General features: G+C 71.1%; 23 protein-coding genes. 10 read left to right on the top strand and 13 right to left on the bottom strand.

Annotated elements, in window-relative coordinates; genetic code table 11:
• Positions 1-4: 4 nt before the first annotated feature.
• Complete coding sequence (locus ACXJKD_RS01150) at positions 5-418, bottom strand: hypothetical protein (RefSeq protein WP_457252487.1); 414 nt, start codon at positions 416-418, stop codon at positions 5-7.
• A gap of 129 nt (positions 419-547) precedes the next feature.
• Here ACXJKD_RS01150 and ACXJKD_RS01145 point away from each other — a divergent pair, with 129 nt between their 5' ends.
• On the top strand, positions 548-1,708 hold the full coding sequence (locus ACXJKD_RS01145) for a glycosyltransferase 87 family protein (RefSeq protein WP_457252486.1): 1,161 nt from the start codon (positions 548-550) through the stop codon (positions 1,706-1,708).
• On the opposite strand, the gene ACXJKD_RS01140 is transcribed toward ACXJKD_RS01145, so the two are convergent.
• Positions 1,692-2,219: a YbaK/EbsC family protein gene (locus tag ACXJKD_RS01140; protein ID WP_457252485.1), complete on the bottom strand. Its 528-nt coding sequence runs from the start codon at positions 2,217-2,219 to the stop codon at positions 1,692-1,694. The genes ACXJKD_RS01145 and ACXJKD_RS01140 overlap by 17 nt on opposite strands.
• Before the next feature lie 104 nt (positions 2,220-2,323).
• On the opposite strand from ACXJKD_RS01140, the gene ACXJKD_RS01135 reads away from it, so the two are divergent.
• Entirely contained in the window at positions 2,324-3,205 is an 882-nt protein-coding gene (locus tag ACXJKD_RS01135; RefSeq protein WP_457252484.1) for a glycosyltransferase 87 family protein, read from the top strand.
• Here ACXJKD_RS01135 and ACXJKD_RS01130 read toward each other — a convergent pair.
• The 5 genes from ACXJKD_RS01130 to ACXJKD_RS01110 all read right to left on the bottom strand — a co-directional run bounded on the left by ACXJKD_RS01130 (position 3,140) and on the right by ACXJKD_RS01110 (position 9,539).
• Positions 3,140-4,588 (bottom strand): hypothetical protein, encoded by a 1,449-nt coding sequence (locus tag ACXJKD_RS01130; protein WP_457252483.1) that lies wholly within the window; start codon positions 4,586-4,588, stop codon positions 3,140-3,142. The two genes, ACXJKD_RS01135 and ACXJKD_RS01130, sit on opposite strands and share 66 nt — an antisense overlap.
• 10 nt (positions 4,589-4,598) lie before the next feature.
• Positions 4,599-6,896, bottom strand: a complete 2,298-nt coding sequence (locus tag ACXJKD_RS01125) for a hypothetical protein (RefSeq protein ID WP_457252482.1) — start codon at positions 6,894-6,896, stop codon at positions 4,599-4,601.
• A gap of 134 nt (positions 6,897-7,030) precedes the next feature.
• Entirely contained in the window at positions 7,031-8,131 is a 1,101-nt protein-coding gene (locus ACXJKD_RS01120) for an acyltransferase family protein (protein WP_457252481.1), read from the bottom strand.
• Between the two features lie 91 nt (positions 8,132-8,222).
• Entirely contained in the window at positions 8,223-9,179 is a 957-nt protein-coding gene (locus ACXJKD_RS01115) for a DUF808 domain-containing protein (protein WP_457252480.1), read from the bottom strand.
• A gap of 78 nt (positions 9,180-9,257) precedes the next feature.
• Positions 9,258-9,539: a hypothetical protein gene (locus ACXJKD_RS01110; RefSeq protein ID WP_457252479.1), complete on the bottom strand. Its 282-nt coding sequence runs from the start codon at positions 9,537-9,539 to the stop codon at positions 9,258-9,260.
• 218 nt (positions 9,540-9,757) lie between these two features.
• Between ACXJKD_RS01110 and ahcY the strand changes: the two genes are divergently transcribed.
• Positions 9,758-11,191 (top strand): adenosylhomocysteinase, encoded by a 1,434-nt coding sequence (ahcY, locus tag ACXJKD_RS01105; RefSeq protein ID WP_457252478.1) that lies wholly within the window; start codon positions 9,758-9,760, stop codon positions 11,189-11,191.
• On the opposite strand, the gene ACXJKD_RS01100 is transcribed toward ahcY, so the two are convergent.
• From ACXJKD_RS01100 to ACXJKD_RS01085, 4 genes are read right to left on the bottom strand one after another with little or no spacing between them, the layout of a single operon-like run.
• Complete coding sequence (locus tag ACXJKD_RS01100) at positions 11,185-12,588, bottom strand: hypothetical protein (RefSeq protein ID WP_457252477.1); 1,404 nt, start codon at positions 12,586-12,588, stop codon at positions 11,185-11,187. The genes ahcY and ACXJKD_RS01100 overlap by 7 nt on opposite strands.
• The gene (locus ACXJKD_RS01095) at positions 12,581-14,071 is read right to left on the bottom strand and encodes a glycosyltransferase (RefSeq protein WP_457252476.1); all 1,491 of its coding nucleotides are present in this window, start codon (positions 14,069-14,071) and stop codon (positions 12,581-12,583) included. The genes ACXJKD_RS01100 and ACXJKD_RS01095 overlap by 8 nt, the downstream gene beginning before the upstream one ends.
• 11 nt (positions 14,072-14,082) lie before the next feature.
• Positions 14,083-15,288: a pilus assembly protein TadG-related protein gene (locus tag ACXJKD_RS01090; RefSeq protein ID WP_457252475.1), complete on the bottom strand. Its 1,206-nt coding sequence runs from the start codon at positions 15,286-15,288 to the stop codon at positions 14,083-14,085.
• Entirely contained in the window at positions 15,285-15,803 is a 519-nt protein-coding gene (locus ACXJKD_RS01085; RefSeq protein WP_457252474.1) for a TadE/TadG family type IV pilus assembly protein, read from the bottom strand. Before ACXJKD_RS01085 ends, ACXJKD_RS01090 begins: the two co-directional genes overlap by 4 nt.
• A 267-nt stretch (positions 15,804-16,070) precedes the next feature.
• Between ACXJKD_RS01085 and mtrA the strand changes: the two genes are divergently transcribed.
• Genes mtrA through ACXJKD_RS01070 form a run of 3 tightly spaced genes read left to right on the top strand, consistent with a single transcriptional unit; the run spans position 16,071 to position 20,301 of the window.
• Positions 16,071-16,748: an MtrAB system response regulator MtrA gene (mtrA, locus tag ACXJKD_RS01080; RefSeq protein ID WP_457252473.1), complete on the top strand. Its 678-nt coding sequence runs from the start codon at positions 16,071-16,073 to the stop codon at positions 16,746-16,748.
• A 2-nt stretch (positions 16,749-16,750) separates the two neighbouring features.
• Positions 16,751-18,538 (top strand): MtrAB system histidine kinase MtrB, encoded by a 1,788-nt coding sequence (mtrB, locus tag ACXJKD_RS01075; protein WP_457252472.1) that lies wholly within the window; start codon positions 16,751-16,753, stop codon positions 18,536-18,538.
• Positions 18,535-20,301, top strand: a complete 1,767-nt coding sequence (locus tag ACXJKD_RS01070) for an LpqB family beta-propeller domain-containing protein (protein WP_457252471.1) — start codon at positions 18,535-18,537, stop codon at positions 20,299-20,301. Before mtrB ends, ACXJKD_RS01070 begins: the two co-directional genes overlap by 4 nt.
• Positions 20,302-20,356: 55 nt before the next feature.
• Here ACXJKD_RS01070 and ACXJKD_RS01065 read toward each other — a convergent pair whose 3' ends face one another.
• Together ACXJKD_RS01065 and ACXJKD_RS01060 are read right to left on the bottom strand one after the other, a co-directional pair.
• Positions 20,357-21,775: a hypothetical protein gene (locus tag ACXJKD_RS01065; protein ID WP_457252470.1), complete on the bottom strand. Its 1,419-nt coding sequence runs from the start codon at positions 21,773-21,775 to the stop codon at positions 20,357-20,359.
• On the bottom strand, positions 21,772-23,163 hold the full coding sequence (locus tag ACXJKD_RS01060; protein WP_457252469.1) for a hypothetical protein: 1,392 nt from the start codon (positions 23,161-23,163) through the stop codon (positions 21,772-21,774). The genes ACXJKD_RS01065 and ACXJKD_RS01060 overlap by 4 nt, the downstream gene beginning before the upstream one ends.
• Positions 23,164-23,353: 190 nt before the next feature.
• Here ACXJKD_RS01060 and ACXJKD_RS01055 point away from each other — a divergent pair, with 190 nt between their 5' ends.
• The 4 genes from ACXJKD_RS01055 to ACXJKD_RS01040 all read left to right on the top strand — a co-directional run bounded on the left by ACXJKD_RS01055 (position 23,354) and on the right by ACXJKD_RS01040 (position 25,201).
• Positions 23,354-23,527, top strand: coding sequence for a Flp family type IVb pilin (locus ACXJKD_RS01055; RefSeq protein WP_457252468.1), 174 nt, complete (start codon positions 23,354-23,356; stop codon positions 23,525-23,527).
• A 361-nt stretch (positions 23,528-23,888) separates the two neighbouring features.
• Positions 23,889-24,062 (top strand): Flp family type IVb pilin, encoded by a 174-nt coding sequence (locus ACXJKD_RS01050; protein WP_457252467.1) that lies wholly within the window; start codon positions 23,889-23,891, stop codon positions 24,060-24,062.
• Positions 24,063-24,120: 58 nt separating this feature from the next.
• Positions 24,121-24,366, top strand: coding sequence for a Flp family type IVb pilin (locus tag ACXJKD_RS01045; protein WP_056922830.1), 246 nt, complete (start codon positions 24,121-24,123; stop codon positions 24,364-24,366).
• Positions 24,367-24,424: 58 nt separating this feature from the next.
• Complete coding sequence (locus tag ACXJKD_RS01040) at positions 24,425-25,201, top strand: RcpC/CpaB family pilus assembly protein (protein ID WP_457252466.1); 777 nt, start codon at positions 24,425-24,427, stop codon at positions 25,199-25,201.
• Positions 25,202-25,209: the final 8 nt, after the last annotated feature.

Genomic DNA, 25,209 nt, shown 5'->3' with positions numbered 1-25,209 from the left:
GCGGTCAGCCCATCGGGGCGGGGAAGGGCTGGGTCCAGCCCTGCGGCGGGACCGGGGGAGCGGCCATGGCGTCGAGGCGACCCCGACGACGGATCTTGGTGAAGACGTAGACGTTGGTCAGGTGCACGACGCCGAGCATCAGCAGGACGACTCCCATCTTCACGCTGAGCACCTCGACGATGGCGCGGGCGTTGGCCAGGGTGTCGCCGACCCGCAGGTAGAGGGCCACGACGCCGAGGTTGAGCAGGTAGAAGCCGACGACGAGCAGCTTGTTGACCGCCTCGGCGAGGTCGTCGTTGCCGTCGAACACGTCGACGAGGAACACCCGGCCGTTGCGCGACAGGGTCGACCCGACCCAGATGGTGAGGGGGACGGCGATGAGCAGGTAGAGCAGGTAGGCAATGACGGCGTTGTCCATGGCACTCCTTCAGGAGACGTTGTTGAACGTGTTCAAGTTGATGGAGGTGACGGTAGCAGACGATGTTGAACATGTTCAAGTGTCGTGGTCCGTCCCCTGTCCCGAACCCAGCCGCTAGGGTCACCGCTCGTGGCCACGAACCGACCCGCGCCCGCGTGGCTGCTGCCCACCGGCATCGGCGTGGTGGCGGTCGTCCTCGCGTGGCTGCGCTGGATCGACCCGTCGACCTGGAACCTGGTCGACCTCGACGTCTTCCTCCAGGGCGGGGAGGCCGTGCTGCACGGTGGCGACCCCTATCGCGCCCCGGCCGACGCGCTCGAGTTCACCTACCCGCCCTTCGCGGCGGTCGTCTTCGTCCCGCTGGCGCTGCTCGGAGGTGCCGCGGCGTGGGTGCTGACGGCGCTGTCGCTCGTGGCGCTGGTGGTCGTGGCGCGGCTCTCCCTGCAGGAGGGGCGACCAGCACCCACCCGGCCGGCCCCGCTGGGCTGGCTCGTGGTCCTGGTCCTCGTGGCCTGGGTGCTCGAACCGGTGCAGCGCACCTTCCTCTTCGGTCAGGTCAACCTCGTCCTGTGCGCGCTGGTGATGCTCGACGTCTTCGTGGTCCCACCGCGCTTCCGTGGCTACCTGACCGGCCTGGCGGCGGGCCTCAAGCTGACCCCGGCGTTCTTCGTCGTCTACTTCGCGGTGCGGCGCGACTGGCCCGCGGTGGCCCGCAGCGCCGCGGCCGGCCTCCTCTCGGTGCTCGTCGGGTGGGTGGTGCTGCCCACCGAGTCCGCGCGCTACTGGCTCGACGACCTGACGACGATGGGCAAGTTCGGTGGCTACGCGCAGGAGCCGACCAACCAGTCGCTGCGGGCGCTGTGGGTCCGGCTGCTGGGTGGCGACCCCGGCCCGTGGTACCTGCTCAGCGCGGCGCTCGTCGTGGTCCTCGTCGGGTGGGCGGCCACCCGGCTCACCCGCGCCGGTGACCCGTTGGCCGCGCTCGCGGCGGTCGCGGCCGGATCGCTGCTGGTCTCACCGATCTCCTGGACCCACCACTGGGTCTGGGTGGTGCCCGCCCTGGTCGTGCTGGCCCGGAGGGGTTGGCGGCTGGCCACCGTCGTGGTCGCCCTCCTGATGTACCTGCCCCCGATGTGGGCCGCCGACGGCGACCCGCTCCGGCTGTCGCCGGCCGAGCAGCTCGTGGCGTCGACCTACGTCGGGCTGGCGCTGGCCTTCCTCTTCGCGCTCGCCGTGCTTCCGGAGCGGTCCTCAGCGAGCCGGCGCGGATCCGTCACTGCGCGAGACTGATCACCTCGGCGGTCGGCAGGGCCACGAGGTCCGCGCTCTCCACGAGCACCTTGCTGGCGCGGATGCCGCTGCCGATCACCACGCGGCCGGCGGCGACGACGGCTTGGTCGACGAGGACCGGCCAGTCGGCCGGGAGCCCGATCGGCGTGATGCCGCCGTACTCCATCAGGGTCAGCTCGACCGCCTGGTCCATCGGGGCGAAGCTGATCTTGCGCACGTCGAGGTGCCGGCGCACCGCCCCGTTGATGTCGGCGCGCATCGAGGCCAGCACCAGCACCGCGGCATACCGCACCTCACCGCCCCGCTTGCCGGCGACGACGACGCAGTTGGCCGAGTGCTCCATGGCGACGTCGTAGGCCTCGCAGAAGGCCGCCGTGTCGGCGAGGGTCGGGTCGATCGGCGCGACCCGGGCGGAGGCGACGGTGCCGATCGCGTCGGCGACCGGAGCCGCCAGCAGCGAGGTATGCCGGGTCGCCGGCTCCCAGCCCAGGGTGCCTTCAGCGCTGCTCACCACCGCAGACTATCCGAGCAAATGCCGACCAAACGGGCGATGCATCCCCCTCGGCGCTTGGGCATTCTGGAGGCGCCGACCCCCGCCCGAAGGACCTCCCTGCCATGCCTCGCCCGACGCGACTCGAGCTCTTCACCCGCGCCCTGTGGCTCGCCATGGTCCCCGGCGCCGTGCTGTTCTGCGCCATGCAGGTCGCGGTCCACATCAGCCACGGCATGGTCGGTGCGGACTCCCACGCCTACTGGGTCGCCGCGGGCTCCCCGCAGACCTGGTACACGACCCCGCCCGACCACGTCGACGCCTACCTCTACTCGCCCGCCTTCGCACAGCTGCTCTGGCCGCTGGGCTTCCTCCCGTGGCCGGTGTTCCAGGGCGTGTGGTTCGCCGCCCAGGCGGCCGTGCTCGCCTGGCTGCTGAAGCCGCTCGGCTGGCGCAGGGGTTTGACCGTGGCCCCCTTCTTCGTCGCCGAGCTGTTGCTGGGCAACGTCTACCTGTTCCTCGCCGCCGCCCTCGTCCTCGCGGTCAGGGGCCGGCCGGGTGCGCTCGTGCTACCCTTGCTGACCAAGGTGACCCCGGCCGTCGTCGGACTCTGGTTCGTCCTGCGAGGCGACTGGCGGGCGGTGCGCTCTGCTGCGGTCGCCCTGGCCGTCGTGGTGGGGGTGTCGGTGGCCCTGGACCCGCAGGCCTGGCCGCGGTGGGTCGAGTTCCTCGCGTCCAACGCGGGCGCCGGGGGACCGTGGTTCCTCGTCCGGTTCGCGGTCGCCATCGCCCTGGTGGTCTGGGCCGCGCGCACCGGGCGCGCGTGGCTGCTGGCGCCCGCCCTGCTGCTCGCCTGTCCGGTCTTCAGTGCCTTCAGCCCCTACACCGTGCTCGGCGCGGTGCCCCGCTTGCGCCTCTGGGAGCGGTCGCAGGCCGAGGAGCTAGGGACGGAGCAGCAGGAAGCCGTCGTCGCGGGCCGCGACCGTCCAGCCACGCTCCCGCTGTAGGGCCGTCGCCAGGGGCACGTCCGCCCGCACCAGGGCCGCGGCCGGCTGGTGCTGGTCGAACCCTGCCTGCCACCCCGGTTCGGCGCCCATGACGCGCAGGTAGGTCCTGGCCTGGGCCGGACCGTAGAGCTCGGCCCGGGTGTCCGCGGTCTGGCGCAGCGAGGGGAAGGTCCACATGACCCAGCCACCCAGCGAGTCGTCGTTGTAGACCACGGACCCGGCGGGAAGGGCCCGCAGCGCGGCAGTGGTCCCATCGGGGACCGACACCGGCTGCTCGGGCCCGGTGGCGGCGAGCAGGCCGCAGACCATCGTGACGGTGAGGACGAGTCCCGCGACGACGATGGGCTCGCGCCCCCGGGCCGGTCGGGCCCGGCCGAGGACGGCGTCGAGCGCCTTCGCGGCGAGGGGGGCGATGATGATGGCGCCGACGGCGACCGTGCGGGAGTAGGTGAGGCCCCAGCCCACGCCCACGACGAGGATCCCGCCGGCGCCCCAGCTGACGAGCGAGTGGCGACGCGCCCAGCCGAGGGTCACGAGGAGCACGAGCACCAGCAGGCCGATGGTGGAGGGGTCGGTCAGCTCGGGGCGCCGCCACTCCTGGATGTAGGGGCTGACGGCGCGCACCGGCCCGAAGGCGGTGAGGATCCCGAGACCCAGGGGCGTCAGCAGCGCCGCTCCCGCGCTGGCCACCGGGACGAGGGCCAGGTGCACGGCCTGCCGCACGGAGACCTTGCGGTCCAGCACGAGGCCCGCGGTAGTGACGAGACCGAGCATGATCCCGACGACCCAGGTGCCGTGGCTCGAGGCCCACACCCAGGTGACGGGGACGAGCCACCAGGGAGCGCGCTGGTCGCTGAGCACGCGTACCCAGGCGCTCGCCGTGACGGCCAGCAGGGCGAAGCCCACCAGCTGCGGCCGGGGACTGAGGCTGGCGGCGGTGGCCAGGACCGTGATGCCGGTGATGAGCGTGGCGGCCAGCGGCCCGCTGGTGCGGCGGCAGGCGACGTAGACGGCGACGCACACGGCCAGTCGCCCGAGGTGGGCCAGGAAGGCCACGGCCGGCAGGCCGCCCCACTGGTTGGCCAGTGAGAGGGCCAGCTCGGGTAGCCACTGGGTGAGCACCCAGGGCTGGCTGGTGAACGACGACAGCGGGTCCGGGCCGCTGAACTGCCAGGTGTCTCGCAGGTGGTCGCCAGCCAGCACGTGCCACAGGGTGTCGGGGTCGGCGATCCCGGTGCCGACGTTCCGCGACAGGACCAGCAGGAGGAGGCCGAAGGCGACCACCGGAGCCCAGCGCAGGATGCCCTCGGGGGCCGGCAGGGGCGTCGCGTCGGCGGATCGAGGGGACGGCTGCTCCGCGTCGGTCACAGAAGGGCTCACCACGGCGCTGACCCTAACGGCCCGACGGCGGCGAGTCGGCCGCGAATCGTTGGCCGGTGGAGACATTGGCCGTGCCGGACAGGTCGGTGGCCTGGACGTTCGAGATGCGCAGCGCTGCGAACCCGCCGTCCCCGCCGGGGATGCGACTGATCGCAGCGGTGCTCGTGAGGCTGACGAGCGTCAGTCCGGGTGCAGCGGCCACCTCGAGGACGACCGGACTGACCCCCGCGGTGAGCGTGATGGTCTGCGCCGCGACCCCGGCACCGCTCACCTCGACGGTGCCCGGCTGGTCGTCCAGCGCTTCGATGCCGAAGCTGATGCGGAGGCGCCGGGGCGCGGCCCCCAGGTTGGCGACCTGGAGCGTGGCCGTCGGGCCGGTCCACTGGCTGGGGGTGCGGTCCTCGCCCACCTCGACGAGGGACCCCGGGAGCGTGACCAGGGAGGGTCGCAGGACGTCGGCGCGCCGGGTGGACTGCTCAGCCGTGGGAAGCGCCCGGATCGCGTCGCGCAGCCGGGCGAGGGAGTATGCCGTGAGGCTGCCGTCGCGGGTCTGGGCGGCGGCCGGGCCGAGGGCCTTGCCGAGGTCGCCCGTGGGGTCGGTGCCGGTCGCGTAGCCGGCCCGGTCGACCTCGACGGCGCAGAAGCCTGCGGCAGCGAGGTCGTCGAGCAGGCGCGGGGTGTCCGAGACCGGCAGGGCGAGCTGCCAGTCGGCCCGCGACGTGCCGCGCATGGCGCCGTAGCTCCAGGTGAGCCCGGTGGTCGGGGCGAGTGCCGGGAGGAAGTGCTCGTAGTCGCCCATCGACCCGGCCGGCGGCTCCTCCGGGTAGCGGGTGACCGGGAGCTGGAACACCGCGCACCCGGGCCCGGTGGCCTGGCGCAGGGTGGACGTGAAGCGGTCGAGGTCCTGCTGGGTGGCTCGGAGCGACTGGTAGTCGGGGGCCACGCCGGGGTTCGTCTGGTCGAGGACCCCGAGGAGGATGAGCCCTGCTGCGAGTGGCCAGGCGAAACGACGACCGCGATCTGCTCGCGAGGCCCAGAGGCCGACGGCCAACAGGCCGAACAGCGCGATGAGGACGACCAGTCGCGACCAGGTGCGGATCTGCGGGGTGACGAAGAGCGCGAAGACCGAGCCGAGTCCGCCCTTGGTGTAGAAGGCGAGCGACACCAGCAGGAGGGCCGTCAGCGTGCCGAGGGTGGCGGGCACCCGGTGACCGCTGGCGAGGTTGCGGACCGTGAGCCACAGCAGGCCCACCACACCGGCCAGGGCGACGATCCCCAGGGCCGGGTGCTCGACGCTGGGTGGAGCGACGTACCCGTAGGCGGTGGTGAGGAACGCGAACGGCTCGAAGCGGTGCTCGTGCCACGGCAGCACCAGGTCGATCAGCTTGCCCGAGTAGCGCTCCGCCTCCCCGATGGTGCGCTCGGCCGGCAGGTCCGAGGTGACGAGGTCGACTCCACGCCCACGGACGGTGACGCCCAGGCTGAGTGCGCAGGGGACGGCCACGAGGAGGGCGCTCGCGACGCCGGGAAGCAGCCCGACGGCTCGACGGGTGCGGGCCAGCTGGACCAGCAGCGCCACGGCGAGCAGGACGAGGGTGAAGGCGACGTAGTAGACGTCGGAGAGACCCACCGCCAGGGCGATCAGCACGGTGCGCAGCCCCAGGAGGGCAGCCGGGCGTCGTTGCGGTCCGGGCCTCGTCAGGTCGTGCACGGGTGGCCAGAGCGGGTGTCCCTGCATGGTCCGCAGGGCGAGCCACACTCCCAGCGGCACCACCCAGTAGGCCGCCAGCCAGAGGTGGCTGAACCACTCCTGATGTCCTGGCAGGACGGCGAAGAGCGTGCCCACCATCACGGCGTGGGGGCGGTGGATCCCGAGCTGTCTGGCCAGCCAGTACGCGGTGAAACCGGCTGCGGGGAAGCCCGCCACGAAGAAGATGACCGCGGCTGTGACGGGGTCGCCGGTCAGGTGGCCGAGGACGCGGACGGTCAGGAAGTTCAGCTGGTCCGCGGTCGCGAACCAGCTGCCGTTGAGGCCGAACGGCGCGCCCACGAGGTTCGACGACTGGTACTGCGAACCCTCGACGATCGCGCGCACCTGCAGGAGCAGCTGCGGGGTGTCGCCCGCGAGGCTGAGCGGGATCCCCGGTCGCCAGCTCCACAGCTGGAGGGCCTGCACCGCCGCCAGCAGCGACAGCACCGCGGCAAGGACGGGCCCCGCACACCGGGTCGCCAACGAGAGCGCGCTGTCCCGGCGGCCCGCGGGCGCGACCGAGGGCGCGACGCTCTCCCGCGTTGCCTGCGTGGTGCTCATCCCCACGAGTATGGAGCCGTCCCTGCGCCGAGCTCGTGCTGACCGGCCCACTTCGGCCAAAGGGACGAGGCGCCCGCCCATCAGGCAGGGTGACCGCACGTGGTGCCACCTGCGCGTCAACCGGGCGCCCGAGATCAGTCCTGGTGTGACGCACCAGTGGCAGCAGCGGGGCGAGCTGGCGCGGCAAGGCCGACCGGCCCCTGTGGCCCGCGGGTGGCGGCGCCCCTCAGGCGGCGCCGTAGCCCGAGCGCGGGTTTCTCGACGCAGATCCAGGAGGCGTATGCGGCCGGGACCGCGATGGCGAAGGTCACTGCGGTGTATGCCGCCCAGCCAAGCCGGGCGGCCCCCACGAGGTAGAGCGTGGTCTGGATCGGCCAGCTGAGGATGTACAGCCCGTAGGAGAGGTCCAGCTCGCGCGTGAATCCCGGCCGAGCGACGCAGCCGGCGGCCAGGACGAGGTACGCCAGGGGCAGCGGCGCGAGCTCGTTGGTGGCGTGGGCCAGGCCGGCGACGCACAGTGCGGCCAGGGAGACCGCTGCAAGGGGAGCGCGAACGGTGATGCGGTCTCGCAGCGTCCACGCGAGAGCCCCTGCGGTGAAGAAGCCCAACAGGTGCAGGAAGTCCAGCAGACCGCCGGCCGACAGTCGATGCGCCGCCTCGAGAAGGTGCGGCGTCACCGTGACGGCCACGAGTGCAGCCGAGCTGAACAGCACGGCGCGGCGTCGCACGACCGCCGAGGTCAGGGCCAGACCGGCGACCGTGTAGCAGAGCATCTCGGGGCTCAACGTCCAGAGGGGAGCGTTCCAGGCCTCAGGGTGGGCCGCTCGGGTGAGGGCGTCGCCGAAGCCGAACTGCAGCGGGGCCACGAGGTTGACCAGGACGAACGACAGGGCTGCCGAACCGTCGAACCGGGTGCCGGTGCTGAAGGCAGCGACGGGGGCGAACACCCCAGCCACCGCCACGAGCGACAGCCAGTAGCCGGGATAGATGCGCAGCATCCGCGAGACGACGAACGTTTTCGCGCCAAGCCGGTCCCGGGACGCACAGATGAGATAGCCCGAGATCGCGAAGAAGCCCGCGACCGCCCATGACCCCAGCCCGCGTCCGCCGATCATCGGGTCAGGCCCGAAACCACCGACCGGCCTGGTGTGCGACAGGACCACGGTGCCGGCGAGCAGCAGCCGCACCAGGTTCAGCGCGTTGTCTCGCCCGCGCAGGCCTTCCCCCAAGGTCATCCGGCAGAACCTACTGATACCGGGCAAAGCGCAGCACGAAGTCGTGAGCAAACCGACCGAACGGCTGAGGAGGAAGGTCCCGGAACTGGGGTCAGGCCTCGGGGGAGGCGTCGCCGCCGCGGACGGCGTGGACCACGTGCATGACGGCCACGACGACCGCGCCCACGATGAGACCGAGGATCGCGGAGCCGACCGTGTTGGTGAGCCAGCCGAACACGCCACCGAGCGCACCGGTCGCCTCGTGGACCGACTCCTCGGCGTGGTGCACCCATGAGTACGGCGCGTGCAGCCCCAGGTCGTCGAGCCCGACCAGGATGATGTGGCCGCCAACCCAGATCATCGCCGCGACGCCGACGACCGAAAGGGTCGTGAGCAGCCGCGGCATGGCGGCCACGAGTCCCCGGCCGATGGTGCGGGTGAAGCCGGACTCGCGACCCGAGAGGTGGAGCCCGACGTCGTCCATCTTCACGATCAGGGCCACGACGCCGTAGACGAGGATCGTGATCGCGAAGGCGACGACGACGAGGATGATCGCCCGGCTGAGGAACGGCTCGTCGGCGACCTCGTTGAGCGAGATGACCATGATCTCGGCCGACAGGATGAAGTCCGTGCGGATCGCCCCGCTGGTGATGTCGTCCTCGCTGGCGACCTCGCCGCGCTCGTGCGCCGCATCGGCCTCGGTCTCACCGTGGCCGGCCAACCGCTCCCAGATCTTCTCGACCCCCTCGTAGCAGAGGAAGGTGCCGCCGATCATGAGCAGCGGCGTGAGGGCCACCGGGAAGAACTGGCTGAGCAGCATCGCCGCGGGCAGGATGAACAGCAGCTTGTTGCGCAGCGAGCCGATCGCGATCTTCTTGATGATCGGCAGCTCGCGGGTGGGGGACAGGCCCTCGACGTAGCGCGGGGTCACGGCGGTGTCGTCGACGATCACGCCGGCCGCCTTGACGCTGGCCCGGCTCGCCGCGGCACCCACGTCGTCGACGGAGGCTGCTGCCGCCTTCGCCAGCACCGCGATGTCGTCGAGCAGCGCGAACAGCCCGCCACTCATCGCCGCGACCTGGGTGGTCGTGCGGGCAGGGCGGAAGGTATGGGTGCGGCCACCCGGGGAGCCTACCGGCGGCCGACCTCAGGCGCGGTCGTCGTCCGGCCCGTCGTCCGCCTCGTCGTTCTCATCGTCGTTCTCATCGTCGTTCTCATCGTCGTCTGCCAGGGTCACGTCCGCCTGGTCCATGCTGTTGGGCACCGGCTGACCACCGGGGTCGACCTGGTAGTCGCCCTTGACCTCGTCCCAGGCCTCGACCTTCTCCTCGTCGACCTCGAGCTCGACGGTGTCGGGCTCGTCCGTCGTGGGCTGCTCGACGTCCGCGTCGGCGATCTCTCCGGGGACCCCGCTGCTGGGCTCGCTCATGGTGCTCCGTCCGTCGTTGGTGCCTCCTTCCTAGTGCCCGACCGGGGCACGCGCACCCTGAGTCCCAGGAGCACCTCGAGCCACGCTGAGGGGCCTCGGCGCCCGACTCCGGTAGAGTGGGCCCCCGCCGGCGTGGGTGATACCCCGCTCCAACGATGTGCGCCCAGATGGGCTACGCCGGGTCCGCAAACCAGCAAGTCAACTTCAGGAGTATTTCCATGTCCTTTGACTACAAGGTTGCCGACCTGAGCCTCGCCGAGGCTGGCCGTCACCAGATCCGCCTGGCCGAGCACGAGATGCCCGGCCTGATGAGCCTGCGCGAGGAGTTCGGGGCGGCCCAGCCGCTCAAGGGCGCCCGCATCGCCGGTTCGCTGCACATGACCGTGCAGACCGCCGTGCTCATCGAGACGCTGACCGCGCTCGGTGCCGAGGTCCGCTGGGCCTCCTGCAACATCTACTCGACCCAGGACGAGGCCGCTGCCGCGGTCGTCGTCGGGCTGCACGGTTCTCCCGAGGACCCGCAGGGTGTCCCCGTGTTCGCCTGGAAGGGCGAGACGCTCACCGAGTACTGGGACTGCACCGAGCAGATCCTCACCTGGCCCGGTGGCCAGGGCGCCAACATGATCCTCGACGACGGTGGCGACGCCACGATGCTCGTCCACAACGGTCGCGCCTGGGAGCAGGCCGGTCAGGTGCCCCCCACCGACGAGGCCGACTCCGAGGAGGTCGGGGTCTTCAAGGAGCTCGTCCGCAAGACCCTCAAGGCCGACCCCACCAAGTGGACCAAGGTCTCCGAGGAGATCAAGGGCGTCACCGAGGAGACCACGACCGGCGTCCACCGCCTCTACGAGCTCGCCACCACCGGTGACCTGCTCTTCCCGGCGATCAACGTCAACGACTCGGTCACCAAGTCCAAGTTCGACAACAAGTACGGCTGCCGCCACTCGGTGCTCGACGGCCTCAACCGCGCCACCGACGTCCTCATCGGCGGCAAGGTCGCCGTCGTCGCCGGCTTCGGCGACGTGGGCAAGGGCTGCGCCTCGGCGCTGGCCGGCCAGGGCGCTCGCGTGATCGTCACCGAGATCGACCCGATCTGCGCGCTGCAGGCGGCGATGGAGGGCTACCAGGTCGCCCGCCTCGAGGACGTCGTCGGCAGCGCCGACATCTTCGTCACCACCACCGGCAACTTCAACATCATCACCGCCGAGCACATGACGCAGATGAAGAACAAGGCGATCGTGTCCAACATCGGTCACTTCGACAACGAGATCGACATGGCCGGCCTGGCCAAGGTCGCCGTCACCAAGACCGAGATCAAGCCGCAGGTCCACGAGTGGACCTTCGAGAGCGGCAACTCGATCATCGTGCTCTCCGAGGGTCGCCTGATGAACCTCGGCAACGCCACCGGCCACCCGAGCTTCGTGATGTCGAACTCCTTCGCGAACCAGACGATCGCCCAGATCGAGCTGTTCACGAAGAACGACGACTACGACAAGCAGGTCTACRTGCTGCCGAAGCACCTCGACGAGAAGGTCGCCCGGCTGCACCTCGACGCCCTCGGCGCCGAGCTCACCGAGCTGACCAAGGAGCAGGCCGCCTACATCGGCGTCGACGTGGCCGGCCCGTACAAGCCGGAGCACTACCGCTACTGAGGCGCCGACCTCACCGGCGCCTCGGCGCCACCACGCACCAGCTGGTATGCCGTCCGCTCACCGTGAGCGGGCGGCATACCCGTCTCCGGGGGCGCCGGCACGACGTCCTCCGCACGGCTCCAGGCGGCCAGGAGGAGGGCGCCGGCGCACACGAGGTAGTAGTTGAGGAACGCCTGCTTGGACAGCAGGAAGGTCACCCCGAGGCAGAGGCCGAGGGCGAGGCTGAACGTGGCGACCCCCGGCCGCAGGGTCTTCGCGAGGACCACGGCCACGGCGCAGCCCATGACGAGGGACACCGGGCCGGCCCACGTGGGGTCCGTCCAGCCGAACACCTCCGCCAGCTCGGCGACGATGCTCGTGGAGTCGGGTCTGAACGGCTGCTGGAACTGCAGTGCCACGACGCTGCTCCACCACGCCGCGGGACCCCAGGCGATGAAGGGCAGGGTCACCGCGGCACCGGCTCCGACACAAGCCAATACCCGGGCTCGCGTGGCATACGGCCGCAGGAGCCACAGGCAGGGGAGGGCGACGAGGAAGTACTGCTTCGAGACGAGGAGCAGCCCCAGGGCGACCGCGGCCACCATCCAGCGCCCGCGCGTCCCGGCCAGCACGACCACGGTCAGCAGGGCCACGACGACGGGCTCGACCCAGGCGCCGGCGTAGAGGCTCGGGAGGCCCGGGAGGCACAGGAGCAGCACGGCAGCCCGGCGACCGCTCGTGGAGCGCGACCGCCACAACAGCCACCCGCCCACGGCGGTCACGGCGATGATCGACGAGAACCGCACGTCACCCAGCAGGTAGCCAGGCAGCGCCGTGAGGAGCACCAGCGGGGGATAGGGAAAGCCGAACGCCAAGCGCCCCTCCTGCACGATGCCGGGGCCGTAGACCAGGGCGGTGTCCCGTGGGCTGTAGATGTTGGGGAAGTCGATGGAGTAGGGGTTGGTGCCGTGCAGGAGCGCATGGGCTCCGTCGGTGAGGAAGATGTGGACGTCGATGTGGGGCTCGTCCTGGGCGACCAACCACACCGCCAGCCCCGCGACCAGCACAGGGAGGACGACCCCGGCTGTGCGGGCGACGACAAACCGGTGGGGCAGCGTGGCGAGCACGGCCACCGCGACGAACGCCGGTGTCAGCAGGGAGAGTCCGACCGTGGACAGCAGCTGGGCCCCCGCGAGGGCGGACGCCGCGATCAGGCCGAGCGGGAACCATGCGTCAGAGCTCTCCGGGCGGCTCGGGTCGCGCAGGCTGGCGTAGGCCAGGCCGATACCTCCGAGGACGGCCAGCAGGGCGACGACCCGCAAGCCCGCGAAGGGCGTGCTGACGAAGACCGCGAACAGCACCAGCGCCGCGGCCCCCTGGCCCTGGCTGCTCCCGAGACGTGACTTCAGGTCACGCACTGAGCTGGGCGGAGAGGGCCGTCGTCGTGGCGAGCCGGTGCTGCGCGTGCGGGCGGCTCGTCGCCGTGACCAGGATCTGGTAGGAGAACAGCCGGGGCGCCACCCGGATCAGCGCGCTGTTCACGCGCGTGAGCAGGGAAGCCAGCGGTCCGTGGCCGATCGCCTTGGCGTAGGGAGCCGGGATGCCGACCATCTCCTGCACGTCCCAGCCGGCGTGGTGCAGCGCCGTGCGGATCGTGCGGAAGGTGAACAGGCGGGTGTGGGTGCGGTCGAGGATGCCGGTCTCGCCGTAGTTGAACTGACCCATCGCGAGCATCAGGCGGGACACCGCAAAGGCGATGTTCGGGGTCGTCAGGACGAGCTCGCGCCGCCGGCTGCCGAGCGAGAACCGCAGGTCCTCGAGGAACCGCTCGGGGTCGGCGAGGTGCTCGATGACGTCGAGCAGGAGCACCTGGTCGTAGTCGTCGAGCGGCAGCTCGAGGGGCTGGTTGAGGTCGACCACGTGGGTGGCCACCCGGGGGTCGATGACGGTGGAGCGGTGCAGGTCGGCAGTGGTCACCTCGGCACCCTTGTCCGCCAGGGCGCTCGCGAACGCGCCGGGACCGGCGCCCAGGTCGATCACCCTGCTGCCCGGGTTGACGCGGGCCAGGACCTCGGTGTGGCTGCTGCGCTCGTGGAGCTTGACGTCGTAGCGGTCGATGGAGCCGGCATCGACGGGGGAGAGGTCCCGGCGATGCATGAGGCCCATCCGGTGGAACAGCGCCGTCACGCTGGCGCGGGTGACCTGGCCCGCGTAGCGGATCCCGTCGACCCGGCAGATCTCGTCGCCGTAGTAGGTCGGGATGGGCAGCTCCACGACCGTCGCGTCGGCCCCCAGCAGCTGGAGGATGATCTTGGTGTCGAAGCTGAAGTCGTCGGGGTTGGTCTCGAACCGCAGCCGACGCAGGATGTCCACCCTGTAGAGCCGGAAGCCGCTGTGCCACTCGGAGAGGTCGGCGCCGGCGAGGCGGTTCTGGACGGTCGTGAGGATGCGGTTGCCCACGAACTTGTAGAGCGGCATACCGCCCTTGCGGGCCGCGCCGGGCGTCAGCATGCGGCTGCCCATCACGGCGTCGGCCGCGCCGTCGCGCAGTGGCGCGAGGAGGCGGGGCAGCTCCTCGGGGGCGTACTGGCCGTCGCCGTGCACGAGGGCCACGAGGTCGAAGCCGTGGGTCATCGCGTAGAAGTAGCCGAGCTTCTGGTTGCCGCCGTAGCCCTGGTTCTCCGCGTTGCGGAGCACGGTGAGGGGCAGGTCCGGACGGCTCTGGCGGTAGGCCAGGCCGGTCGAGAACGTCTCGTCGGACGAGGCGTCGTCGATGACCAGCACCTCGCAGTCGTAGTCGTCGAGGACCGTCTGCGGGATGCGGTCGAGCACGGACCGCAGGGTGGTCTCGGCGTTGTAGGCGACGATGAGGATCAGCGTGCGGGGGCGGGTGACCTGCATGCGACTACTGACTACCTGGTGAGCTTGACGCCGCGGGCGCCCCAGTCGCACGACGTGTCGCCGATGGCGCACTGCGGGGTGCCGCTGCCGCCGGAGACCTGCAACCGAACCGCGCGCAGCAGGAGGTAGTTGTCCTGGTTGCCGCCGGTGGCTGCCGTCAGGTTGCTGGGGTTGTAGAGACCACCACACTCGCCGTCCATCGGGATCGCGGCGCTGTTCTGGTTGTTGTTGGTGCCGAAGTGGTAACCGCAGACGATGACGCCGACGAGCGCCTGCACGGGGTAGATGGCGTTGTTGCCGCCGGCGTTGACGACAGCCGCCTGGTCGCACGGGCTGGGAGTGCCACAGAAGACGGGGAGCAGGATCCGCCGGCGGTCCTGGACGAGGGAGGTCCAGGCGTTGAGGATCGGTGTGCCCCCGAGGTTTCCGGTGTTGGCGCCGAGGCAGCTGCTCGACTTCACCGGGCAGCTGTTGTTGAGGTAGGTGCGCAGCGCCGAGCCGGTGCGGGGGGCCTGGTTGGGCACGATGTTGATCGGCGAGGTGCAGCCGTTCAGTGTCGCCTCGCCGAGGTAGGTGTTGCTGTTGCTCGGAGCCTCCGGGCAGTCGACCGACCACCAGTTGCCGCTCGAGGATGCCCCCGGGCACAGCGAGTTGCCGGTCGACGGCAGGTCCATCTGGAACACCGGGGAGGGGAAGGTGGTGACGGACGGCAGGATCGACCCGCACAGGGCGTAGGGGCGCACGCCGATCCCATCCGGTGGCACGAAGACCTCTGCCGTGGCGCTCTTCGCGGTGTCGTAGTCGTTGCCCTGGCCGAAGATTCCGCCGAGCGCCCGCGCCGTCGACCCGGCCGAGCTGTAGGTGACCTCGATGCCATAGCCGTCGGCGGCGCAGGCGACCGCGGTGATCGAGCCGGTGCTGCCGGCCCGGTTTTGCGTGCGGTAGGCAGCCACGTCAGCCTGGATCTGGGCGCGCGCCGCGGTGTCCGCGGAGATCGTCGAGCAGTTGCCGTTGAGCTGCCCGAACTTGGCGGCGGCGGCGAGGGCGGCGGAGTCTGAGGCCGTCTGGAGCTGGCGCGTGCTGACGTAGGACATCCCGAAGTCGACGGTGAAGGCGCCGATGCCGACGAGCACCACCATGAGGAGGGCCACGGTCACGGCGACGGCGCCGCGCTCCTCGCCGCTCCCGTCGCCGCGCAGGGAACGTGCGCGAGTCACTGGGTTTCGCATCGGAAGGCCCCAATCGATGAAAGGTTGAAGGATGGCTGGAAGAAGGGCAGCGACAACGTGGAGGTGTAGCGCACCCGGACATAGGCGTTGTCGCCGGTGCTGCTGAGGTTGCAGACGCGCGAGGTCACGCCGCTGTCACCGGTGCAGGTCCCGGTCCAGTCCGTCGCGAAGACGTTAGCGGGGGTGGTGGTCCCCTTCTTGATCTCCACGCGGACGTTGTTGGTGGTCACGAAGAGGGTGTTGGAGTTGAGCTTCGCCTCCTGGATGAGCGACGTCCCGGCGTTGCCGGTCCCTCCGCCCGTGCCGCAGTAGGCCAGGTCGACGACGGCGTTGCGGGCCGTCTGACGGGCGGCGTTGCCGAGGGCCATCTGCTGGGCGAGGACGACGCCGAAACCCACGATCGAGCTGATGAGGAGCACGAGGATCGGCATCACGAGGGCGAACTCGACAGCCGCAGCCCCGCCCTCAGGCCGGCCGCTGCGGATGGGTCGCTTCAGTGCCATGCGTGCTGCTCTCCCTGCTCGTCACACACCCCACCGGCGTGCTGCCATGCACATCCTCGGGGGAGCGCCCACTGTCCTGAATCGTCCAAACGGCTGAGTCCACGCTGGTGGGATGCTCCCAGCGCGCGGCGGGCGGGCAGGTCCGGACGTTCGGACGGGTCGTACCCTGACCGAACGGCTGATGACACCGCTTCCCCGTGCGGGGCGCACCCGTGTGTGATGATTCAGGAGGGAACTTCACTCACTGCAGAAAGAGGGTAGGCGCAGGTGAACGGTCGCGTGCTCATCGTCGACGACGATCTGGCGCTGGCGGAGATGCTCGGCATCGTCCTGCGCAACGAAGGACTCGAGGTCGCGCACGTCGCCGACGGCGCGGGGGCGCTCGGCGCGTTCCGCGACCACCGTCCCGACCTGGTCCTCCTCGACGTCATGCTGCCCGGCCTCGACGGCATGGAGGTGTGCCGGCGGATCAGGGCCGAGTCCGGCGTGCCGATCGTCATGCTCACCGCCCGCACCGACACGGTCGACGTCGTCGTCGGCCTCGAGTCCGGTGCGGACGACTACGTCGTCAAGCCGTTCAAGCCGCAGGAGCTCATCGCCCGCATCCGCGCCCGGCTCCGTCGGGGTGACGAGCCCGAGCCGGAGCGCCTGGAGATCGGCGACCTCGTCATCGACGTCGCCGGCCACTCGGTCAAGCGCGAGGGCGACTCCCTGTCGCTGACCCCACTGGAGTTCGACCTCCTGGTCGCACTGGCCCGCAAGCCGTGGCAGGTGTTCACCCGCGAGGTGCTGCTCGAGCAGGTCTGGGGCTACCGCCACGCGGGCGACACCCGACTGGTCAACGTTCACGTCCAGCGGCTGCGTTCGAAGATCGAGCACGACCCCGAGCACCCCGAGATCGTCGTCACGGTCCGCGGCGTCGGTTACAAGGCGGGCCCGAGCTAGCCATGTCCGAGTCGGCCGGTCCGAGGCCTGGTCGGACGCCGACGCCGCGGTTCTCCGACCACCGCGCCCAGGGCGCGCGTGCCGTCCGGTCGTTCCTCGGCCGGGCTCGTCGGTATGCCGCGCGGTGGGCCCGCAAGGCTGCCCACGTCTGGAGGGCCTCGCTGCAGTTCCGCGTGGTGACGACGACCATGCTGCTGGGGCTGGTCGTCGTCCTGATGCTCGGCTCCTACCTGTTCTCCTCGATCTCTGACGGGCTCGAGCAGGATCGCATCGAGTCGGCGCAGACCGAGACCTCCCGGTTGACGACCGAGGTGCAGGCCACCTTCGACGAGAGCGACCGCACCAGCAGCGAGGCCGACCTCAACGTGCTGGCCAGGCTCGCCATCAAGAGCGCCGCTTCGGCCGGTGGCGACAACGAGCGCTATCTCGTGCTGACCCGGGGCCTCGAGAACACCTCGAACACCACCATCGGGACCACCACCAGTGGCGAGATCGGCCTGACCGTCGTACCCCTCGCCCTGCGTGAGGCGGTCCGGGACGATCCCCGACGCCAGCAGGTGATGCTGATCGGCATCACCGACCCGCAGACGGACAACACCGTCCCTGCGGTCATCGTGGGCTCCCAGGTCGAGCCGCCGCTGGCCGGCCGCTACGACATGTATGTCGTGTTCCCGATGCAGCGGGAGCAGGCGACCCTCGACCTCATCACCCGCACCTTCCTCATCGGTGGCCTGGCCCTCGTCTTCCTCGTCGGGGTGATCGCCTGGGTGGTGACCCGTCAGGTCGTCAGCCCGGTGCGCCGCGCCGCGGTCGTCGCCGAGCGGCTCGCCTCCGGACGGCTCAACGAACGCATGCGGGCCCGCGGCGAGGACGACCTGGCCCGGCTGGCCAAGTCGTTCAACGAGATGGCCGACAGCCTCCAGGCCCAGATCCGCCAGCTCGAGGGGCTCTCGCGCGTCCAGCAGCGCTTCGTGTCCGACGTGTCCCACGAGCTGCGCACCCCCCTGACGACCATCCGGATGGCCGCCGACCTGATCCACGACTCGCGGACCGGCTTCGACCCCGCGGTGTCCCGGTCGGCCGAGCTGCTCCACAACGAGCTCGACCGGTTCGAGGAGCTGCTCGCCGACCTGCTCGAGATCAGTCGCTTCGACGCCGGCGCCGCCGCGCTGGACTCGGAGGTCACCGACCTGCGGGCCACGGTGGCCCGCGCCGTGCACTCCGCCCAGCCGATCGCCGACCGCTGGGGCAGCACCGTCACGGTGACCTCGGACGGACCGTGCGACGCCGAGATGGACGCCCGCCGCGTCGAGCGCATCCTGCGCAACCTCGTGGTCAACGCGCTCGAGCACGGTGAGGGCCGCCCCGTCGAGATCGCCATCGCCGTCAACGAGACGGCCGCGGCCGTCACCGTGCGCGACCACGGCGTCGGGCTGCGACCGGGCGAGGGCGCCCTGGTGTTCAACCGGTTCTGGCGGGCCGACCCGGCCAGGGCCCGCACCACCGGTGGCACCGGCCTGGGCCTCGCGATCTCCCTGGAGGACGCTCGACTGCATGACGGCTGGCTGCAGGCGTGGGGCGAGCCCGGCGAAGGCTCGTGCTTCCGACTGACCCTGCCGCGCCGAGCCGGCGTGCCGATCGTCGAGGCGCCGCTCCCGCTGCGCCCCGAGGACCTCGCCGCACCCGTCGCAGCGCCTCGCGTCCTCGCGAGCCCCGCCGTCCAGAACGGTGCCGCGCACGAGGCGGCGAGCACGCGGCATACCCCCACCGCTCCGGGGCGTCCCCGATGAGGCGCCGGTATGCCGCGGCGCTGGCCGCGGGCGCCGTCCTCGCCGTCACCGCGTGTGGCGGGCTGTCCACCAGCTCGGCGATCCAGCCCGGCCTCGAGGTCGGGTCGGTGCAGGAGAACGAGGTGCGGGTGGAGGTCAACCCCGTGGCGCCGGGCTCCTCGCCGCAGCAGGTGGTGCAGGGCTTCATCCGCGCCGCAGCGGCCAGTGACGACTCGTACCAGGTGGCCCGGTCGTATCTCGCGAGCGGACCGCAGAGCAGCTGGCGGCCCGACTCCTCGGTGGTCGTCTTCGGGTCCGACTCGGAGGTGACCTACAAGCCCAGCAACGACGACACCGTGACCGCCGTCGCCAAGGCCACCGCCCGCATCGACGGCGCCGGGCGATACCAGGAGCTGCCGCCGCGGTCGACCGTGCAGGTGACGTTCCGGCTCGAGCGCGCCGGTGGCGAGTGGCGGATCAGCCAGCTGCCCGACAACTTCGGCACGTGGCTCAGCCAGGCCGACCTCGACCGGCTCTACGACCCGTTCCGGATCTACTACGTGTCGGCCGGCGACCACCGGCTCGTCCCTGACATCCGCTGGCTGCCCCTCGGCACCGGCTTGGCGACCCGGCTGGCGCGCTCGCTGCTGGCGGGGGTGCCCGACTACCTCCAGGGAGCGGTGCGCACCGACATCCCGGCCGGCACCCGGCTCGCGGTCGACGCCGTCACCGTCGCCTCGGGCACGGCCAAGGTGGACCTCTCGGCCACCAAGCTCGGCAACGACCCCGGCCAGCGGCAGAACCTCGGCGCCCAGTTCCTCGCCACCGTCACCCAGGCCCCGGGCGTGGAACGGGTGGCCCTCCAGCTCGAGGGTGCCGACCTGCAGATGCCGAACGGCGACAGCACGGTCGACAGCCTGTCCCTCCTCGGGTTCGCCACGCCGTCGGACCCCGTGGTCAAGCCGGTGCTGCGGGTGGGCAGCGCGCTGGTGGCAGTCGACCCGGACGACGTCGGCGACAACGGGCAGCGCGTCCCACCACCCCAGGCCGCGGCCTTCCCGACCGTGCAACCGGGGTGGGCCTACCTCGCGATGTCGCGCACCGGCCGGGAGATCGCAGCGGTGGGGGGCGACCGCGCCCAGCTGATCCGCTGGCGGGGGGCCACCCAGGTCCAGCTCACCGCTCCCGGCACCATGCTGACCCACCCGACCTACGACCGCGAGGACGTCCTGTGGGTGGCGGGTCGGAGCAACGGCGCCACCAGGATCTGGGCCGTGAGCGCGGCGGCCGACCCGGGCGACGCGGCCAAGTCCACCCCGCAGACGGTCTCGGCCCCCTGGTTGAGCGGGCGCACCGTGGTCAGCCTGCGGCTCTCGCCCGACGGGCAGCGGATCGCGGTCGTGACCACCGACCGCGACGGCACCAGCCCGCGGGTCGACGTCGCGGGGGTCGTGCGGCAGCCCAACGGTCTCCCGGCCTCGCTGTCCTCTCCGCTCCGGCTGGCCCCGACCCTGACGCTGGCCCGCGACCTGGTCTGGGTCGACGACGCCACCGTCGCCGTCCTCGCCCGGCTGACGGCCAGCCAGGTGATCCGGCCCTGGCTGGTGCCGCTGGGCGGACCGATCGCGGCCGGGCCGGAGATCGCCGGAGCGCGGACGATCACGACGGTCAACGGGGAGCGCGGACTCGTCGTGACGACCGACGACCACGAGGTGCTGATCCGCGCTGGCAGCCGCTGGCAGCGCGTGGGCGAGGGGACCGACCTGCTGGTCGCCGCCCGCTGAGCCCGACCCAGGGCTCGTCCGCTGGGCTCGTCCGCTGGGCTCGTCCGCCCTGGGGTCAGCCCGAACTGGCGGGCGCGCGCAGCAGCGTGTACTCGCCACCGGTCGCGACGGTCGCCCAGCCCAATCGGTCCTGCAGGGCCGCACCCAGGGCCGAGTCCGTACGCAGCACGGCGTAGGACGCCCGGGTCGTCGTCAGCAGGTCTTGCCAGCCCGGCTCGACCCGTTCGGTCCGGCGGTAGGCGGCGAGGTGCTCGGGCGAGTACAGCTCGACCCGCAGGTCGACGACCGGTGTGAGTGCGGGGTGCCGCCACAGGAGCCACCCGCTCAGGCCGAAGTCGTCCAGCACCACCGTGCCGGCCGGTAGCTCGGCCAGTGCCGCGTCGACCGCGCCCACCTTGCCGGGGAACTGTTGTGCGGTGGCGCCCGCTGACCCCGCCGCCAGTGCGGTGGCGAGGGCCAGCGCACCTGCCCACGACGACAGCACGGCACGGCGTTCTCGCCTCGACCATCCTTCGCGGGCCCGACCGACCAGGGGCTGGAGCGCTGCCGCGAGCAGGGGTGCCGCCAGGATGGCGCCGAGGGGCACCAGACGCCACATGACGAGGGTGAGGGCCAGTGACAACGTCAGCTGGGCCGTCTCCCACCCGCGCGGGCGGTGTCGGGTCAGCAGCCAGGCGAGCGCCGTGGCGACCCCCATGCCCAACGCCGCCAGGGCGAAGATGTTGTTGACCGGCGTCGCCCGCCACTCCTCGGCCAACCCGGCAGCGTTGGCTGCCACGTCGAACGGGGTCAGCAGCAGGGCCGGGCCCAGTGGCGTCAGCGCCACCGCCGCCGCGCAGGCGGCCACCAGGCCGGCCAGCTGGAGGGAACGGCGACGGTCGGGTCGCGTCGTGGCGTCGAGGACGATGGCACCCACGAACACCCCACTCACGAGGAGGCCGAAGGTCCACAGCCCGTGGCTGCACCCCCAGAGCCAGAACACCGGGATCAGCCACCAGCGCGGACGGCCGTCGCGCACCGTCCGTGACCAGGCGAGCACGACCACGGCGAAGCAGATGAAGCTCACCAGCTGGGGACGTGGGTTGAGCCCGGCCCCGCAGCCCAGTACACCGACTGCCGCGGCAGCGGAGGAGGCGAGCCGCCCCGCCGACTGACGGGCCGTGACGTAGAGCAGCACGACCAGCGAGAGGCTGGCCAGGGACCGCAGCCAGACCACCGCCCCCATCCCGGTGAGGTCCACGAGCCACGCGGCGACGGCCTCCGGCAGCCACTGGGTGGCGGTGTACGGGTGCGCGGCGAACGCCGCCCACGGGTCGGTGCCGCGGAGCTGGTGGGTGTCGAGGACGTGCTGGCCGACGCGAAGGTGCCACCAGGTGTCCACCTCGGCGAACCGGCCGGTGCCGAACCCGAAGCCGATGAGGAGGGCCACGGCATACCCGACCATGCCCAGGGTGCGGGAGAACGACCGGGTCACGGCGCCACCAACAGGACGAAGCCCCGGTCACTGGCGCGCTCGGTCCAGTCGGACTCCTCCAGCAGCGCGCCGGTCAGGGGAGAGGACTCGAGCAGGAGGGCAGCCCGCGGTTGCGTCTTCGCGACGAAGGACTTCCAGCCGGGCTCGGCCGCCCGTGCGTCGATGTAGTCACGCACGTGCTCGGGGGAGTACGACTCGATCCGCAGGTCGAACACCGGTCGTAGCTGGGGCGCCGTGTAGAGCATCCAGCCGGTCACGTCGCCCTCGGCGATGACGCGGGTGCCCGCCGGCAGCGCGTCGAGCGACGCCTGCAGGCCCGTGGGCACGTAGGCCGGCTGATGGCGTGCCGCGCTCGCGGACAGGGGTAGGGCGAGCAGCGCGGCCACCACCACCCCCGCCAGCAGGGTCCAACGCTCACTGCGGGGCGTGGGCCGTTCGCGGTCGAGCGAACCCCAGCGCACTGTGCCGGCGGCGGCCACCATCGGCGCGAGGACCAGGGCCGCAACGGGGACCGTGCGCTGCATCGAGAGCGTCAACGCGATCGACAGCAGGAGAAGAAGGACCTCCCAGGGCGAGGGACGATCGGGCTGGAACAGCCAGAGAGCCGTCAGCACCGCGCCGAGCCCCAGGGCGACGGCCACGTGGGGATCGCGCGCCGAGGACGGCAGCCACTCCTCGACGAACTGTCGTCCGTTCGATCCGGCCGCGAACGGCGTCACCATGATCCTGGGGCCCAGGGGAGTGAGGGCCGTGGCAGCCAGGCTCGCCACCCACACGCCCACCATCCGCCGGTGTCCCGCCCGCGCCCAGGGCGAGGCGATCACGCACACCGCACCCACGGCGAGACCGAGCGACCAGATCCCGTGGGTACAGGCCAGCAACCAGCTCAGGGGCACCAGGGACCACCGGGCTCGCCCGTCGCGCGCACTGGCCTGCCACAGCGCCACGACGGGGGCCAGGAGGACGAACCCGAGCAGCTGGGGGCGCTCGGTCAGCGCAGGCCAGGCGGCCACCATCACCGCCGCGGTGACGACCAGCGAGATCCGCAGGTCCGCCAGTGCCCGGACGGCGAGGTAGACCACGGCGAACACCGCGACGATGCCGAGGTCCCTCGCCCAGACCACTGCTCCGATCCCGAAGCGGTCGGTCAGGTCGGAGACCACGACGGAGGGCAGCCACTGGGTGGGCACATAGGCATGTGTGGCGAAGGGCCCCCACGGGTCGGGGAGCCCGAAGTGGCCGCCCTGTCGCAGGAACTGCCCCACCCGCAGGTGCAACCAGGGGCTGGGGTCGCCGACCGGGCGGGTCAACGCGAGGGGGGCCAGGGCCACGGCCACCGCAGGCAGCAGGTACGCCCAGCCGCGGAGAAGCTGGGTTCGCCTGGGCATGGCCTCATTCTTCGCAGGTTGCCCATAGTGGTGCACGCAGGCGCACCGGTATCGGCTGTACGGGGGAGCCGGTCCAGTCGAAAGTGCCGGTCGGGTTTGTCGGGTCGGGTGATTAACGCGGCCCGCACCGAATGAGACCGTTGCCTAACGCAACCGTCTCGGGTTGCCCGACACGTCGAAAGGGCTCGCCATGCACAACTTCGTCGCCAAGCTGAACACCACGCTCGTCTCCCGTGAGAAGGGTGCGACCGCCGTCGAGTACGGCCTCATGGTCGCCCTGATCGCCATCGTCATCATCGTCGCCGTGGCGCTCCTCGGCACCAACCTCAGCACCCTGTTCAACAACACCGCGACCAGCATCTGACTCCTCGGCGCGACCGCCCGCACCGGTCGCCCAGCCGAGCACGTGATCGGTCGCCTCCAACGGGACCAGGACGCACCCAGCGTGTGTCCCCACAGGAGGCGGCCGATTCTCATGTCCCGGCCCCGCTAGGTCCCTGGACCAGCTGATTCACGCCCGCAGCAGGCCGGTCCGTGCTCAGCGGCCCAGTGCCCTACGCGAGTGTCCCCGTGTCAGGTATCGGCCGTTCGGGGGAGAGGGTGGAGTCGAAGGTGCCGGTTGGGGATGGCACGACGGACGATTACCCGCCGTCCTCGAAACTGCGAGTCTTCTCACCGCGGGGCACACGGCCACCGCGCCCGTTGGTCTCGAAAGGACTACTCAAATGCACAAGTTCGTCGCCAAGCTGAACACCAAGCTCGTCTCCTCCGAGAAGGGTGCAACCGCCGTGGAGTACGGCCTCATGGTTGCCCTCATCGCCATCGTCATCATCGTCGCCGTTGCGCTGCTCGGCACGAACCTCAGCACGCTGTTCCACAACACCGCTACCAGCATCTGACGCACTACCCCAAGAAACCGACGGGCCACATTTCAGCCCGCCGAACCCAGGAGGAAGCATGACTGCACGACTCGCTCGTATCGCGCCCTTCGGCCGGTCCGCCGCGGGAGTGCGGCTGCGCTCCTCCGACAGCTGGCTGAACCGTGGTCGCCCCGGAGTCCACCGGGGCGACCACGGAGCCACCGCTGTCGAGTACGGCCTGATGGTTGGACTCATCGCCATCGTGATCGTGGTCTCCGTCGTGGCCTTCGGGCACAACGTGAGTGACCTTTACAACGTGCCGTCGAGCATCTTCAACCCGTAGGACGCGCCCCCAGCCGGCGCGTCCTCCATCGTCTGACCTCAAGCAAGGGAATCACATCGTGGGACGCAGAATCGTCGCCATCTTCGCGGCCGCCGTCGTGGCACTGCTCGGCGTGGTCGCCGTGCTGATGTATGCCAAGGGTGCAGACGACAGGGCCATCGCCGCGCAGGACCCCTCGTCCGTGTATGTGGTCAAGTCCGTCGTCCCCGCCGGGACGACCCTGAAGGACTCGGTCCAGAGCGGACTGATCATCAAGACCTCGGTCGCCTCGAAGGGCGTCCCCCTCGGCGCACTCCAGGGCGTGACCGGTTCGAATGGTGGGCTCTACGCCCTCTCGGACATCCAGCCCGGCGAGTACGTGCTCTCAGACCGCTTCGGCACCAAGCCGGTCGGCCAGAAGGCCATCGACGTGCCGGCCGGTCAGGTCGCGGTGTCCATCGCCCTGGCGGACCCCGCCCGCGTCGGCACCTTCCTCACCCCCGGGTCGAAGGTCGTCCTGTTCGACACCTACACCCCCACCGAGTCGGCCGTGAAGAGCGGCGCTGACTCCACCAAGCTGAGCCAGCAGACCCGCGTCCTCCTGGACGACGTCCTCGTGATCGCCATGGGCGAGGTCTCGCTCACGCCGACCCAGGCCCCCACCAGCGGGGAGGACTCGGCTGACTCCGCCCCGGTCCGGGGTGCGCTCATGACCGTCGCGGTGTCGCCGGCCGATGCGACTCGCCTGGTGCACGGCATCCAGACCGGCAACCTGTATGCCGCGCTGCGTGGCACGGACCCCAAGATCGACCTCGGCAAGGTCATCTCCGAAGCCACCCTCTTCTCCGCCAAGTAGGAGTGCGT

The organism is Pedococcus sp. P5_B7 (genome assembly GCF_054049895.1).
This window is presented reverse-complemented; position numbering and strand designations above follow the sequence as displayed.

Bases quoted from the DNA above. Each gene is read 5' to 3' on its own strand.
- ACXJKD_RS01095 (WP_457252476.1), bottom strand. From the start codon at position 14,071: ATGCAGGTCACCCGCCCCCGCACGCTGATCCTCATCGTCGCCTACAAC.
- ACXJKD_RS01135 (WP_457252484.1), top strand. From the start codon at position 2,324: ATGCCTCGCCCGACGCGACTCGAGCTCTTCACCCGCGCCCTGTGGCTC.
- ACXJKD_RS01055 (WP_457252468.1), top strand. From the start codon at position 23,354: ATGCACAACTTCGTCGCCAAGCTGAACACCACGCTCGTCTCCCGTGAG.
- ACXJKD_RS01085 (WP_457252474.1), bottom strand. From the start codon at position 15,803: ATGGCACTGAAGCGACCCATCCGCAGCGGCCGGCCTGAGGGCGGGGCT.
- ACXJKD_RS01110 (WP_457252479.1), bottom strand. From the start codon at position 9,539: ATGAGCGAGCCCAGCAGCGGGGTCCCCGGAGAGATCGCCGACGCGGAC.
- ACXJKD_RS01115 (WP_457252480.1), bottom strand. From the start codon at position 9,179: ATGAGTGGCGGGCTGTTCGCGCTGCTCGACGACATCGCGGTGCTGGCG.
- ACXJKD_RS01070 (WP_457252471.1), top strand. From the start codon at position 18,535: ATGAGGCGCCGGTATGCCGCGGCGCTGGCCGCGGGCGCCGTCCTCGCC.
- mtrB (WP_457252472.1), top strand. From the start codon at position 16,751: ATGTCCGAGTCGGCCGGTCCGAGGCCTGGTCGGACGCCGACGCCGCGG.
- ACXJKD_RS01045 (WP_056922830.1), top strand. From the start codon at position 24,121: ATGACTGCACGACTCGCTCGTATCGCGCCCTTCGGCCGGTCCGCCGCG.
- ACXJKD_RS01050 (WP_457252467.1), top strand. From the start codon at position 23,889: ATGCACAAGTTCGTCGCCAAGCTGAACACCAAGCTCGTCTCCTCCGAG.
- ACXJKD_RS01125 (WP_457252482.1), bottom strand. From the start codon at position 6,896: ATGAGCACCACGCAGGCAACGCGGGAGAGCGTCGCGCCCTCGGTCGCG.
- ACXJKD_RS01060 (WP_457252469.1), bottom strand. From the start codon at position 23,163: ATGCCCAGGCGAACCCAGCTTCTCCGCGGCTGGGCGTACCTGCTGCCT.
- ACXJKD_RS01120 (WP_457252481.1), bottom strand. From the start codon at position 8,131: ATGACCTTGGGGGAAGGCCTGCGCGGGCGAGACAACGCGCTGAACCTG.
- ACXJKD_RS01150 (WP_457252487.1), bottom strand. From the start codon at position 418: ATGGACAACGCCGTCATTGCCTACCTGCTCTACCTGCTCATCGCCGTC.